This window comes from Amycolatopsis roodepoortensis, assembly GCF_014873915.1.
In the GTDB taxonomy this organism is placed as follows: domain Bacteria; phylum Actinomycetota; class Actinomycetes; order Mycobacteriales; family Pseudonocardiaceae; genus Amycolatopsis; species Amycolatopsis roodepoortensis.
In genome coordinates this window covers 3654317-3667596 of sequence record NZ_JADBEJ010000005.1, presented here as the reverse complement: position 1 = coordinate 3667596, position 13280 = coordinate 3654317, and the positions used below count along the sequence as shown (strand labels likewise).

The following is a 13280-nucleotide window of genomic DNA, read 5'->3' as shown; positions in this document are numbered from 1 at the left end:
CGCCCGCGTACGGTAAACGCAGTCACAGACACCGCTGCGAGGAGGAGACCAGTGACCAAGATCGTGATCATGGGCGGAGGCCCCGCCGGTTACGAAGCGGCACTGGTCGCGGCCCAGCACGGAGCCGACGTCACCATCGTCGAGCGTGACGGCCTTGGCGGCGCGTGCGTGCTCTACGACTGCGTCCCGTCCAAGACGTTCATCGCCTCCTCCGGCGCGCTGGCGAACATGCACGACCTCCGCGAGCTCGGCATCAACACCGACATGGCCGACACCAGCGTCGACCTGCCGACCGTCCACGGCCGGGTGAAGGGCCTCGCGCTCGCGCAGTCCGCCGACATCCGCGCCCGCGTCCAGCGCGAGGGCGTCCGCGTCGTCATCGGCCAGGCCCGTTTCGACGACGAAGAGACCGGGCTCGCCACGCACAAGGTCGCCGTCACCGCCCCCGACGGCTCGACCGAGGTGCTCGACGCCGACGTCGTCCTCATCTCGACCGGCGCCACCCCGCGCGTGCTGCCCGGCGCCGTGCCGGACGGCGAGCGCATCCTCGACTGGCGTCAGCTTTACGACCTTCGCGAGCTGCCCGAGCACCTGGCCGTCATCGGTTCGGGTGTCACCGGCGCCGAGTTCGCCTCGGCCTACACCGAGATGGGTGTCAAGGTCACCGTCGTGTCCAGCCGTGACCGCGTGCTCCCGCACGAGGACGCCGACGCCGCCGCAGTGCTCGAAGAGGTCTTCTCGCAGCGCGGCACCACGGTCGTCAAGCAGGCCCGCGCCGACAAGGTCGAGCGCACCGAAAAGGGCGTCGAGATCCACCTTTCCGACGGCCGCGTGATCGAGGCCAGCCACGCGCTGATGACCGTCGGTTCGGTGCCCAACACCACCGACATCGGCCTGGAGAAGGTCGGCATCGAGCCCGGCCCCGGCGGCTTCATCGGCGTCGACCGCGTTTCCCGCACCAGCGCGCCCGGCATCTACGCCGCGGGCGACTGCACCGGGGTGCTCATGCTCGCTTCCGTGGCCAGCATGCAGGGCCGCATCGCGATGTGGCACGCGCTCGGCGAGGGTGTCGCGCCGATCAAGCTCAAGACCGTCGCCGCCAACGTGTTCACCCACCCCGAGATCGCGACCGTCGGCATCAGCCAGCAGGCGATCGACTCGGGTGAGGTGCCCGCCCGCACCATCATGCTCCCGCTCGCGACGAACGCCCGCGCGAAGATGGAAGGCCTGCGACGCGGTTTCGTGAAGCTGTTCTGCCGCCCCGCCACCGGCGTGGTCGTCGGTGGGGTGGTCGTGGCGCCGACGGCGAGCGAACTCATCCTTCCCATCGCGCTCGCCGTCCAGAACCAGCTCACAGTGGAACATCTGGCACTGACATTTTCGGTGTACCCGTCGCTGTCGGGGTCGATCACCGAGGCCGGCCGCCAGCTGATGCGCCACGACGACTTGGACTGATCGCGTCCGGCGAAGCAACCCGCGCGGGGGCGCCCGCGTCTAGCGCGTGTCGGTGTTTTGTTGACAGCTAGGGGTTTTCCGTGATTCGCAGGGTTCTCGCCGGAGTGGTGGCGATCGGTGCGACGGTGCTGGCGGGGTCGCCGGCCGGTTTCGCTCAGCAACCCGAGCCGGATCCCGGGGTCACGGTGCAGCTCAACGACGACACCGCGTACGAACTCGGGCTCGTCAACAAGTACGTCCACGGCGACTCCAACGTGGCGCTGGCGCGATGCCCCGGCGGCGATGGATTGAAGGCGCCAAAGTCGACGACGTTCTCGTCGCCGGTGCTGCGCATCGGGAAGTACGACTACGGCCCGCTCATCGGGGTCCCGGCGAACGTCAGCGCCGAGGTCGAGCTCAAAGAAGGCACGGCGCCCGGCAGCTACCCGCTGACCGTCAACTGCAACGGAAAGCCTTATACGGCAACGTTCACCGTTCCTCCCCGCCAGGTGAGCGCGGTGCCTTCCGGTGCCGCTCACGCGGGCGACGGCAGCATGGCGTCCTGACTTCGTGACCCGGCCGGGGCAACCGTCCGGCCGGGTGCGGCGTTTGTCAGGAGTGGCGTGCCGCGGGAGGTGGACATGAGAGCGAAATGGTGGCGGCGGGCACCGCTGGTGCTCGCCGCCGTCCTGGTGGCCGTCCTGGCGACGCTGGCGACCGTCCTGTCCGGTCCGAGGGAGACGGCCGCACCGCCGGCGAGCGCGGAGCGGACCGCGGTGGAGCCGAGCGCCGAGCCAGAAGCCTCCGCCGGGATGCCGAAGGCCGATCCGGTGTCGATCGACGTGCCGAAGATCGAGGCGAAATCCAGCTTGATCCCCCTCGGGCTCAACGCGGACAACACCATCGAGGTACCGCCGATCACCCAGCCGTTGCAGGCGGGCTGGTACGTGCACGGCCCGACTCCGGGGGAGGTCGGGCCGTCGGTGATCCTCGGACACGTGGACGGGAACCAGCAGAAAGGGATCTTCTTCCGGTTGAAGGAAATGGCGCCCGGAGACAAGGTTTCGGTCACTCGCAAGGACGGAACCACGGCCGAGTTCGCGGTGACGAAGGTCGAGCGGGTGGCGAAGGACAAGTTCCCCACCGACGCCGTCTACGGCGACACCACCGAACCGGAACTGCGGCTCATCACCTGCGGCGGGGTCTTCGACAAGGCGTCGCGTAACTATCTCGACAACATCATCGTTTTCGCCCGGTTGCTCGCGCGCTGAAGGCAACCGATTCCCTTTCCCGAAGGTGTTCTCGATGCGAGGGCTCGCATCGAGGGAGAAAGATCATGGGAATGAAGGGAATCGTCGCGAGCGCCGGTCTGCTCGCGATGACGGCGGGAGTGTTCCTCGCTCCTCAGGCGTCGGCCACGCCGTCGACGCCGGCACTGTCGGTCCACCCGGCGAAGGTCCTGCCGGGGGAGGAGCTGCAATTCAGCGCCTTTTGCTTCGGCATGTTCACCGCCGTGACATCGGCGGGCCTGACCGGCCCGGTCACGCTCGGCGGACGCCCGGGTGCGGGAAGCCGCGCCGGGTACGGGAAAGCCGCGGCGAAGATCGGCAAGTTCAAGGCGAGTTTCCGTTGTGAGGGCTGGCCGGACCAGCCCGGCTCCAGCGGGACGGCGACCACCGAGTTCGAGATCGTCTGCCCGCCGCCGAAGACGACCACACCCACCACACCGCCGTCGAGCAGCAAGCCTCCGTCGAGCAGCCGACCACCGTCGAGCAGCGAACCGCCGTCGTCGAGCTCGGCCGGAGTCGTCCCGGCCGCGTTGACGAAGCCGTGCGGCACGCCGGGCAAACCGCCCCAGGTGAAGGTCAAGCCCGCCGGTGCTCCGCAAACCGGCGGCGGTATTTAGTCCTCTGAATGCGCCAAGCGCGTGAAGGCCCCCTTCCCTCGGCTCAGCCGAGGGAAGGGGGCCTTCACGCGCGAAACGCAGGTCAGTCTTCGTCGACCCAGTCGAAGGTCTTCGTGACCGCCTTCTTCCAGTTCCGGTACTCGGACTCGCGGCGGGCCTCGTCCATCGACGGGTCCCACTGCTTGTCCTGCGCCCAGTTGTTGCGGATGTCGTCCTCGCTCTCCCAGAACCCGACCGCGAGGCCTGCCGCGTAGGCGGCGCCGAGCGCGGTGGTCTCGTTGACCACCGGCCGGATCACGGGCACGCCGAGGATGTCGGCCTGGAACTGCATGAGCAGCTCGTTGACGACCATCCCGCCGTCGACCTTCAGCGACTTCAGCGGGACACCGGAGTCGGCGTTCATCGCGTCGATCACCTCGCGCGACTGGAACGCCGTCGCCTCGAGGACCGCCCGCGAGATGTGCCCCTTGTTGACGAACCGGGTGAGGCCGACGATCGCGCCGCGGGCGTCGGAACGCCAGTACGGCGCGAAAAGACCCGAGAACGCCGGCACGAAGTACGCGCCGCCGTTGTCCTCGACAGTGCGGGCGTGCTGCTCGACCTCGGCGGCCGAACCGATCAGGCCGAGGTTGTCCCGCAGCCACTGCACGAGCGAACCGGTGACCGCGATCGAGCCTTCGAGCGCGTACACCGTGTCGTTCGAGCCGATCTTGTAGCAGACCGTGGTGAGCAGCCCGTTGTCCGACATGACCTTCTCGGTGCCGGTGTTGAGCAGCATGAAGTTGCCGGTGCCGTAGGTGTTCTTGGCTTCACCGGGCGACAGGCACGCCTGCCCGAAGGTCGCCGCCTGCTGGTCGCCGAGGATGCCCGAGATCGGGACGCCCGCCAGCGCGCCCTTCTCCCGGACCTTGCCGTAGGTCTCCGAGGACGACCGGATCTCCGGGAGCATCGACAGCGGGATCGTCATCTCCTCGGCGATCTCGCTGTCCCAGGTCAGCGTGTCGAGGTCCATCAGCATGGTCCGCGACGCGTTGGTCGGGTCGGTGACGTGCACGCCGCCGTCGACCCCGCCGGTCATGTTCCACAGCACCCAGGTGTCCATGTTGCCGAAGATCAGGTCACCGGCTTCGGCCTTCGCGCGGGCACCGTCGACGTTGTCGAGGATCCACTTGATCTTCGGGCCGGAGAAGTAGGTCGCCAGCGGCAGGCCGACCTTCGCGCGGTAACGCTCCTGCCCGCCGCCGAGCGCGCCGAGGTCGGCGACGATCTTGTCGGTGCGGGTGTCCTGCCAGACGATCGCGTTGTACACCGGCTTGCCGGTGGTGCGGTCCCAGACCAGCGTGGTCTCGCGCTGGTTGGTGATGCCGACCGCGACGATGTCGCTCGCGACCAGGTCGCCCTTGGCGAGCGCGCCCGCGGCGACGGCCCGCGTGTTCTCCCAGATCTCCTCGGCGTTGTGCTCGACCCAGCCGGCCTTCGGGAAGATCTGCTCGTGTTCCCGCTGGTCGACGGCGACCACCCGGCCGGAGTGGTCGAAGATCATGCAGCGGGTCGACGTGGTGCCCTGGTCGATCGCGGCTACGTACGAAGTCATCGAAAACTCCAGTCTCAGGTCAGGTTGTGGACGGCGAGGAACAGCAGGGCGGCCAGGGCACCGCCGACCAGCGGGCCGGCGACCGGGATCCAGGAGTAACCCCAGTTCGGGTTGGCCTTGTTCTTGATGGGCAGCAGGAACGCGTACGCGATGCGCGGGCCGAGGTCGCGGGCCGGGTTGATGGCGTAACCGGTCGGGCCACCGAGGGACTGGCCGATGACCAGGACGACGAACGCGACACCCGCGTAGCCGAGCGCGGAGTTGCCGAACTGGGGCGTCCCGCCCTCACCGGTGGCGTTGGCGTAGACCGGGCTGAGCAGGATCCACGCGACCAGCACGAAGGTGCCGATGATCTCGGTGACGAGGTTCCACGCCTTGTTCGGGATCTGGGGCGCGGTCGAGAAGATGCCGAGCGTTTCGTCGCGCTGCGGGTGGTCGTCGAACTGCAGTTTGTAGGCGGCCCAGCAGAGCACGGCGCCGAGGATGGCGCCGACCATCTGCCCGGCGAAGTAGATCGGGACGTCCGCCCACTTCGTCTTGTCCGCGATGGCGAGGCCCAGTGTCACCGCGGGGTTCAGGTGCGCGCCGCTCGGCGCGGCGATGCTGGCACCGGCGAAGACCGCGAACGCCCACCCGAGGGTGATCATCACGACGCCGCCGTTGTGGCCGTTGTTCTTGCGCAACACGTGGTTGGCGACCACGCCGTTACCCAACAGGATCAGGACCGCCGTTCCCAGCAGCTCCCAGACGAATATGGCTCCTGCACTCACCGCTTGACCTCCACTTTGGACATTCCGCGCAGGGTCGAACACGGTGTGCTACGGCGCCCTTGCCGACCCACGTCCGTGGCACGTTACCGTCGCGTATTTGTTCCTTCCAGGCATCGCGCGAACCAATCCTTCCAAGATCGACGAGGGTTACGCCACACGTGTCACCCGCATAACGGACCGGTCGCGGCCGATCGTGCGATGCTGGAGCCACAGCGGCACAAGGAGGAATGTCACGTGGCAAGCTCTCAGCGCGAAGCCGAAAACAGCCCCGCCCGGCTGGGACCGCTCAAGCGGGAAGAGTCTTGGCAGCGGCTGGGTGAGGACAAGTTCGACCTCGTCGTCATCGGCGGCGGAGTGGTCGGGGCGGGCACGGCGCTCGACGCCGCGACACGCGGCCTGCGGGTCGCCCTCGTCGAAGCGCGCGACCTCGCCTCGGGCACGTCGAGCCGATCCAGCAAGCTCTTCCACGGCGGGCTCCGTTACCTCGAACAGCTGGAATTCGGCCTGGTGCGGGAGGCTCTGCGGGAACGCGAGCTGATGCTGACGACGATCGCCCCGCATCTGGTGAAACCGGTCAGCTTCCTGTACCCGCTGACCCACCGGGTCTGGGAGCGCCCGTACACCGCGGCCGGCCTGCTGATGTACGACACGATGGGCGGGGCGCGGTCGGTGCCCGGCCAGAAACACCTGAGCCGCGCGGGCGCGCTGCGGATGGTCCCGGCGCTGAAGCGGTCCGCGTTGATCGGCGGGATCCGTTACTACGACGCGCAAGCCGACGACGCGCGCCACACGATGACCGTCGCCCGCACCGCCGCGCACTACGGCGCCGTGGTGCGCACCTCCACCCAGGTGGTCGGTTTCCTCCGTGAGGCGGACCGTATTTCCGGGGTCCGCGTGCGCGACGTCGAGGACGGCCGCGAGACCGAGATCCACGCCTCCGCGGTGGTCAACTGCACCGGCGTGTGGACCGACGAGCTGCAGCGCCTTTCGGGTGGCCGCGGCCGGTTCCGCGTGCGGGCGAGCAAGGGCGTGCACATCGTCGTCCCGCGCGACCGGATCGTCTCGGAATCGGGCATGATCCTGCGCACCGAGAAGTCCGTGCTGTTCGTCATCCCGTGGCGCAACCACTGGATCGTCGGGACCACCGACACCGACTGGAACCTCGATCTCGCGCATCCCGCCGCGACGAAGCACGACATCGACTACCTCCTCGAACACGTCAACACCGTGCTCGCGACCCCGCTGACGCACGACGACATCGAAGGCGTCTACGCGGGGCTACGGCCTTTGCTCGCGGGGGAAAGCGAAGAGACGTCAAAACTTTCGCGTGAGCACGCGGTCGCGCGGGTCGCGCCGGGACTGGTCGCGATCGCGGGCGGCAAGTACACGACGTACCGGGTGATGGCGGCCGACGCCGTCGACGCCGCGGCCGTCGATCTCCCCGGCAGGCCGCAGTCGTCCATCACGGACAAGGTGCCGCTGCTGGGCGCCGACGGCTACCACGCGCTGGTCAATCAGGCTGACCACCTGGCCAGCGAGCACGGGCTGCACCCGTACCGCGTGCGCCATCTGCTCGACCGGTACGGCTCGATGGTGCACGAGGTCCTCGCGCTCGGCGAAGGACGTCCGGAGTTGCTGAAGCCGCTGGAGCACGCTCCGGACTACCTCGGTGTCGAGGTCGTCTACGCGGCCAGCCACGAGGGCGCGCTTCACCTGGAAGACGTGCTCGCGCGGCGGACGCGGATCTCGATCGAGTACGCGCACCGCGGCGTCGACTGCGCCGCGCAGGTCGCCGCGCTGGTGGGCGAGGTGCTCGGCTGGTCGAAGGACGAGGAGAACCGCGAAGTCGAGGTGTACAAGGCACGGGTCGACGCGGAACGGGAGTCCCAGTCGCAGCCGAGCGACGAGGCCGCCGACGCGTTGCGTTCGGCCGCGCCGGAAGCACGCTCCGGGATCATCGAGCCGGTGAGTTGACCGTCCGTGCCGCATGGTGTGCCCTGCGCGCGGAGATCGTTGCCTGATCCGGTGAATCTGGCATAGCGTCGGCCGTCCCAGCCCGCGCGGCCGAAGGCCCCGCTATCGCGGTGGCAGGGCCCTTGTCCGCGAACGGGAGAAGTTCGATCAGCGCCCTGCCGACGTCGATCGCGGCCGCGGGCTCCTTGATCAGGTACAGAGACGGAAGGCGGCCTTGTGGTGTTTCTCGACTCGGCGACGTGGACGGACCGGATCTTCGCCGGAGGCTCCTGGGTGCCCGGGACCGGTGGCATCCGTGACGTCACGGAGCCCGCGACCGGAGCGGTGCTGGGAAGCGTGGGGATCGCCTCGGCCGAAGACGCCGCGAAAGCGGCGGAAACGGCGGCCGAGGCACAGCGGGCATGGGCGGCGACATCGCACGTCCAGCGGGCCGCGGTCCTGCGCGAGGCCGCGCGTCTGTGGTCGGAGCACGCCGACGAGATCAGCTGGTGGAACGTCCGTGAGGTCGGCGCCGTGCCGGGCGTCGCGGGCTTTTCGCTGCACGTCGCGGAGCAGGAGTGCTACGAAGCGGCCGCCCTGCCCGGACGGCCGTACGGCGAGCTCCTGCCGAGTGAAGAGCCGCGCCTTTCGATGGCGCGCCGCGTCCCGGCCGGTGTGGTCACGGTGATCTCGCCGTTCAACATGCCGATCATCCTCGGCATCCGTTCGGTCGCCCCGGCGCTCGCGCTGGGGAACGCGGTCATCCTGAAGCCGGACCCGCGTACCGCCGTCACCGGCGGCGTGGTCCTCGCGCGGATCTTCGAGGAAGCCGGCCTGCCGCCGGGAGTGCTGCAGATGCTGCCGGGCGGCGCCGACGTCGGCGAGACGCTGGTGACGCATCCAGCCGTCCGGGTCATCTCGTTCACCGGATCGACCGGAGCCGGGCGCAAGGTCGGCGAACTCGCCGGGAAGCACCTGAAGCGGGCCCATCTCGAACTGGGCGGGAACTCCGCGCTCATCGTGCTCGACGACGCGGACGTCGACGAAGCCGCCGGAGTCGCCGCGTTCGGCTCCTTCTTCCACCAGGGCCAGATCTGCATGACCACCGGGCGGCACCTGGTGCACGAGCGGCTCTACGACGACTTCGTCGAGCGGCTGGCGGCGAAGGCGGCCGCGTTGCGGGTGGGCGACCCGGCGCGGGAGGAGGTCGCGCTCGGGCCGATCATCGACGCCGGGCAGCGGGACAAGATCCACGAGCTGGTCAAGGCCAGCGTCTCGGCGGGGGCGCGGGTCGCCGCCGGCGCCGAGTACGACCGGCTGTTCTACGCCGCGACGGTGCTCGCGGACGTGCCGCCGACGGCGCCCGCGGTGGCCCAGGAGATCTTCGGCCCGGTCGCGCCGGTCGTGCGGTTCTCCGACGCGGAGGAGGCCGTCCGCCTCGCGACGGCGAGCGAGTACGGGCTCTCGCTGGGGATCGTCACGCGCGATGTCCTCAAAGGACTGGAGCTCGCCGACCGCGTCCCGACCGGGATCGTGCACATCAACGACCAGACGGTCAGCGACGAGGCGAACAGTCCCTTCGGCGGCGTCGCCGCTTCGGGCACCGGAAGCCGCTTCGGCGGCGCGGCGGCGAACATCGAGGCGTTCACCGAGACCCGCTGGGTGACCGTCCGGAACCCGCCGCCCACCTACCCCTTCTGACGGGCGGATCGCGTTTAGCCCGCTAAACGCAGGTCAGGCGGTGCGGCGCCAGCGGATGAGTCGTTCCCCGGTCGGGGCCGGGTCGAGTTCGGGCCCGACCAGGGTGAACCCGCATTTGCGGGCGACCGAGGCGGACACCTCGTTGGTCTCCTCGTAGCGGTAGCTGACCTCGCGCAGGCCGAGCCCGCCGAAACCGAAGCGCAGGGCCGCGTTGAGCGCGGTGCTCGCGATCCCCTTGCCCCGCGACGCCGCGCGCACCCAGACCGACGCCTCCGCGTACCCGGCGTCGAGATCGAGATCCCGAAGTCCGACCTCGCCCAGCAGATCCCCGGTCGTCGGCTCGGCCACCGCCCACGAACAGCGCTCGTCACCCGCCCACTGGGCGGCGCGCAGCGCGACGTACTCGGTCGCCTCGTCGAGGTCCCGCAATCGGTAGTTCAGCACGTACTTGCGGTGCGTCGGGTCGGCGAAGGCCGCGACCAGCGCCGGACGGTCGTCGAGGGCCTTGTCCGCCCGCAGTTGCCGCAGGTAGTACTCGCCCGCGTTGATCTCCACCGGTTCCACCCTTCGAGGGTAACCACCCCGGCCGGAGATCAAGATTCGTAGGGCCACGGGCCGCTGAGCGGGGTCACGTGGGTCGCCACCGGTCCGTTCGGGCCCTGCGCGATCGCGAACGACACGCGCTGACCGGCGTTGAGCACCTTGAAGCCCCGCATCTGGATCTCGGCGTAGTGAACGGGGATTTCCCCCGCCTCGGCGGGCGGTGCCGTCGAGTTCCGGCGGCCGCGCCACCAGCGCCGGCTCGGGACCGGGGGAGAGGTCCAGCCATCCGGTCTGACGGCACCCACGCCCTTCTCCGAGTTGAACCAGAGGACGGTCCCCTCGGCCATGACGGTTCCTCCGAAGCTCGGCGGTGATCAGCGGCGGCGGCTCATGATCAGCGCGACCGCCAGCGGCAACAGGAACACCAGGAAGGTCCCACGGGTGAAGAAGAACAGCGCGATCGCGACCGCGGCGGCGATCGGCACGGCACTGGCCGTCAGCCATTTCGACGGCTGGACCTCGTTCTTCGCCGACGCCTGCGCGACACCGGGCATCGGAGGCAGGGGCAGCAGCGCGCTGGGGCGCGGCGACGGCAGGTCCGTGAACAGCGGTTCGAGCTCGCTGACCATCCTGGCCGCGCTGACCTTCGCCGACCGCGAGCCGAACTCGTCGAGGTCGAGTCTGCCGGTGCGGACGTGCTCTTCCAGCGCTTCGAGCGCGTCTTGGCGTTCGGCGTCGCTCAGCCGCATGTCCGGTCTCTCGGCACTCACGTCCCGAGTCTACGGCCGGATCAGCCGTCGAGTTCCCGTCGACGCTGCTTCCCGAGCTTCTTGTGGGAGTTCTCCCAGCCCTTGCCCCAGATGCCCTCGCCGACGGCGCTGATCCCGATCGGGACGAGGATGAACCACCAGGTGATGCCGGTGGTGATGATGACCGCGATGGTGGCGATGAACAGGATCGGCAGGAGCGCGCCCATGACGCGCTGTAGCGGGGAGATCCCCGCCAAGGGTGAGGCCGGTTTCTCCGGTTCACCCACGGCGGTCCCGGGCGTGTCGTAGCGCGGATGCGGTTCGGGCAGGTCGGCGAAGATCTCGGACAGCTCGCCGCGCGTCTTGGCGGTGGTGACCCGGGCGGACCGCTCGCCGAACTCGTCGATGTCGATCCTGCCGACGCTCATGTGCTCGCCGAGCGCGGTCAGCGCGGACTCGCGATCATGATCACTGATCCGCAGCCGCGGAGACGGAACCTCGCTCACCCTTTCGAGAATAGGCCGGGTGAGGCCCGGTCAACCACGATATTCGTCAGGCTTTTCGCCTCGGCGCAAACGTGTTGTCGCGGTCGCGCCATGCCCTCCACCCTGGTCACGCGTCCGGGAATCGGACGTGAACGGTCGACGCGCTGCCGCTTGGCATGGCGTCGGCAAGCGCTTCTGGGGGGACCGACCCGGCGTTCCCGGTGAGTCCACAGTGGACTCACCGGGAACGTGGTCAGTCCTTCAGTTCGAACAGCTGGGTGCCCTGCGTCACCGCGGCGCCGACCTCGACCGAAAGCCCGGTCACGGTGCCCGCCTTGTGCGCGGTGACCGGGTTCTCCATCTTCATCGCTTCGAGCACGACGACCAGCTCGCCCGCTTCGACCCGCTGGCCCTCTTCGACGGCGACCTTGACGATGGTTCCCTGCATCGGCGCGGTGACCGCGTCGCCGCTCACCGCCGCCTTGGTGCCGCCCGCGCGCTTGCGCGGTTTGGCCTTGACGGCAGTCCCGCCACCGCCGGCGTCGAGCGAGAAACCACCGGGGAGCGACACTTCGAGACGGCGGCCGCCGACCTCGACGACGACGTTCTGACGCGGCTCTTCCTCCGCCTCGGCGGCTTCGGGCGCCACGAACGGCTCGATCTTGTTGTCGAACTCGGTCTCGATCCAGCGGGTGTGCACGCTGAACCCGTTCTCGTCGCCGACGAAGGCCGGGTCTTCCACGATCACGCGGTGGAACGGCAGGACCGTCGCCATCCCGTCGGCGACCATCTCGGCCAGCGCGCGGCGGCTGCGCTCGAGCGCGTTCTGCCGGTCCGAGCCGGTGACGATCAGCTTCGCGAGCATCGAGTCGAACTGGCCGCCGATCACGCTGCCGGACTCGACACCCGAGTCGACGCGGACGCCGGGGCCGCTCGGCGCGACGAACTTCGTCACGGTGCCGGGCGCGGGCAGGAAGCCGCGGCCGGCGTCCTCGCCGTTGATGCGGAACTCGATCGAGTGGCCGCGGGGTTCCGGGTCCTCGGTGATGCGCAGCTTCTCGCCGCGCGCGATGCGGAACATCTCGCGCACGAGGTCGAGGCCCGTGGTCTCCTCGGACACCGGGTGCTCGACCTGGAGCCGCGTGTTGACCTCGAGGAACGAGATCGTGCCGTCGACGGCGACGAGGTACTCGACGGTCCCGGCGCCGTAGTAGCCGGCTTCCTTGCAGATCGCCTTCGCGGACTCGTGGATGCGCTTGCGCTGCTCGTCGGTCAGGTACGGCGCGGGCGCCTCCTCGACCAGCTTCTGGTGGCGGCGCTGCAGCGAACAGTCGCGGGTGCCGACGACGATGGCGTTGCCGTGCTGGTCGGCGAGCACCTGCGCCTCGACGTGACGCGGCTTGTCCAGGTAACGCTCGACGAAGCATTCGCCGCGGCCGAAGGCGGCGACCGCCTCGCGCGTCGCGGATTCGAAGAGCTCCGGGATCTCTTCGCGGGTGCGGGCGACCTTCAGCCCGCGGCCGCCGCCGCCGAACGCCGCCTTGATCGCGACCGGCAGGCCGTGCTCGTCCGCGAAGGCGACGATCTCGTCGGCGTTCGCGACGGGGTCCTTCGTACCGGGCACGAGCGGGGCACCGGCGCGCAGCGCGATGTGGCGCGCGGTGACCTTGTCGCCGAGGTCGCGGATGGCCTGCGGGCTCGGCCCGATCCAGGTCAGCCCGGCGTCGATGACGGCCTGGGCGAAGTCCGCGTTCTCGGAAAGGAACCCGTAGCCGGGGTGGACCGAGTCCGCGCCCGACCGCTTGGCGGCGTCGAGCAGCTTGTCGAAGACGAGGTAGCTCTCGGCCGCGGTGGTGCCGCCGAGGGCGAAGGCCTCGTCCGCGAGACGGACGTGGGGTGCGTCACGGTCCGGGTCGGCGTAGACGGCCACGCTGGTCAGCCCGGCGTCCTTCGCCGCCCTGATCACCCGTACCGCGATCTCCCCGCGGTTCGCGATCAGGATCTTGGTCACCGGACCACCTGTGCCGGCCTGCTCGGTCACGCCGTACCTCCTGCGTTCGCACGTCGGGCCGCCCCGATGCGGCTCCGCAGCAGTTTACGGAAGTTCCCGCCCCGATTAATGAGAGCAAGGCCACCCCAGTGACC

13 protein-coding genes are annotated in these 13280 nt (G+C 69.4%); 5 read left to right on the top strand and 8 right to left on the bottom strand.

Going from position 1 to position 13280, the window contains the following annotated elements; genetic code table 11:
* Positions 1 to 51: 51 nt before the first annotated feature.
* The 3 genes from H4W30_RS36510 to H4W30_RS36500 all read left to right on the top strand — a co-directional run bounded on the left by H4W30_RS36510 (position 52) and on the right by H4W30_RS36500 (position 2705).
* Complete coding sequence (locus H4W30_RS36510; RefSeq protein ID WP_063272373.1) at positions 52 to 1455, top strand: NAD(P)H-quinone dehydrogenase; 1404 nt, start codon at positions 52 to 54, stop codon at positions 1453 to 1455.
* 104 nt (positions 1456 to 1559) lie between these two features.
* Complete coding sequence (locus H4W30_RS36505) at positions 1560 to 2000, top strand: hypothetical protein (RefSeq protein ID WP_192746942.1); 441 nt, start codon at positions 1560 to 1562, stop codon at positions 1998 to 2000.
* Positions 2001 to 2075: 75 nt separating this feature from the next.
* On the top strand, positions 2076 to 2705 hold the full coding sequence (locus H4W30_RS36500; protein ID WP_192746685.1) for a class F sortase: 630 nt from the start codon (positions 2076 to 2078) through the stop codon (positions 2703 to 2705).
* Positions 2706 to 2838: 133 nt separating this feature from the next.
* Here the strand turns inward: H4W30_RS36500 and H4W30_RS43985 are convergent, their stop codons facing one another.
* The 3 genes from H4W30_RS43985 to H4W30_RS36485 all read right to left on the bottom strand — a co-directional run bounded on the left by H4W30_RS43985 (position 2839) and on the right by H4W30_RS36485 (position 5704).
* Positions 2839 to 3303: a hypothetical protein gene (locus H4W30_RS43985; RefSeq protein WP_225949979.1), complete on the bottom strand. Its 465-nt coding sequence runs from the start codon at positions 3301 to 3303 to the stop codon at positions 2839 to 2841.
* A gap of 119 nt (positions 3304 to 3422) precedes the next feature.
* Positions 3423 to 4934 carry a glycerol kinase GlpK gene (glpK, locus tag H4W30_RS36490; RefSeq protein WP_192746684.1) on the bottom strand — a complete coding sequence of 504 codons (1512 nt, stop codon included), beginning with the start codon at positions 4932 to 4934 and terminating at the stop codon, positions 3423 to 3425.
* Between the two features lie 14 nt (positions 4935 to 4948).
* Entirely contained in the window at positions 4949 to 5704 is a 756-nt protein-coding gene (locus H4W30_RS36485) for an MIP/aquaporin family protein (RefSeq protein WP_192746683.1), read from the bottom strand.
* A gap of 234 nt (positions 5705 to 5938) precedes the next feature.
* Between H4W30_RS36485 and H4W30_RS36480 the strand changes: the two genes are divergently transcribed.
* Entirely contained in the window at positions 5939 to 7678 is a 1740-nt protein-coding gene (locus H4W30_RS36480; protein WP_185927256.1) for a glycerol-3-phosphate dehydrogenase/oxidase, read from the top strand.
* Between the two features lie 216 nt (positions 7679 to 7894).
* Positions 7895 to 9358, top strand: coding sequence for a benzaldehyde dehydrogenase (locus tag H4W30_RS36475; protein ID WP_192746682.1), 1464 nt, complete (start codon positions 7895 to 7897; stop codon positions 9356 to 9358).
* Positions 9359 to 9391: 33 nt separating this feature from the next.
* Here the strand turns inward: H4W30_RS36475 and H4W30_RS36470 are convergent, their stop codons facing one another.
* The 5 genes from H4W30_RS36470 to H4W30_RS36450 form a co-directional block, all read right to left on the bottom strand.
* Positions 9392 to 9922, bottom strand: a complete 531-nt coding sequence (locus H4W30_RS36470) for a GNAT family N-acetyltransferase (RefSeq protein WP_126735215.1) — start codon at positions 9920 to 9922, stop codon at positions 9392 to 9394.
* A gap of 29 nt (positions 9923 to 9951) precedes the next feature.
* Entirely contained in the window at positions 9952 to 10248 is a 297-nt protein-coding gene (locus tag H4W30_RS36465; RefSeq protein WP_192746681.1) for a cold-shock protein, read from the bottom strand.
* A gap of 27 nt (positions 10249 to 10275) precedes the next feature.
* Positions 10276 to 10650 (bottom strand): DUF1707 SHOCT-like domain-containing protein, encoded by a 375-nt coding sequence (locus H4W30_RS36460; RefSeq protein ID WP_192746941.1) that lies wholly within the window; start codon positions 10648 to 10650, stop codon positions 10276 to 10278.
* A 41-nt stretch (positions 10651 to 10691) separates the two neighbouring features.
* Positions 10692 to 11156, bottom strand: coding sequence for a DUF1707 SHOCT-like domain-containing protein (locus H4W30_RS36455; RefSeq protein ID WP_192746680.1), 465 nt, complete (start codon positions 11154 to 11156; stop codon positions 10692 to 10694).
* A 232-nt stretch (positions 11157 to 11388) separates the two neighbouring features.
* Entirely contained in the window at positions 11389 to 13176 is a 1788-nt protein-coding gene (locus tag H4W30_RS36450; protein WP_192746679.1) for an acetyl/propionyl/methylcrotonyl-CoA carboxylase subunit alpha, read from the bottom strand.
* Between the last annotated feature and the right edge of the window lie 104 nt (positions 13177 to 13280).

What these genes read in the sequence shown, in the direction of transcription:
- H4W30_RS36500 (WP_192746685.1), top strand. Translation starts at nt 2,076, where the DNA reads ATGAGAGCGAAATGGTGGCGGCGGGCACCGCTGGTGCTCGCCGCCGTC.
- glpK (WP_192746684.1), bottom strand. Translation starts at nt 4,934, where the DNA reads ATGACTTCGTACGTAGCCGCGATCGACCAGGGCACCACGTCGACCCGC.
- H4W30_RS36465 (WP_192746681.1), bottom strand. Translation starts at nt 10,248, where the DNA reads ATGGCCGAGGGGACCGTCCTCTGGTTCAACTCGGAGAAGGGCGTGGGT.
- H4W30_RS36460 (WP_192746941.1), bottom strand. Translation starts at nt 10,650, where the DNA reads ATGCGGCTGAGCGACGCCGAACGCCAAGACGCGCTCGAAGCGCTGGAA.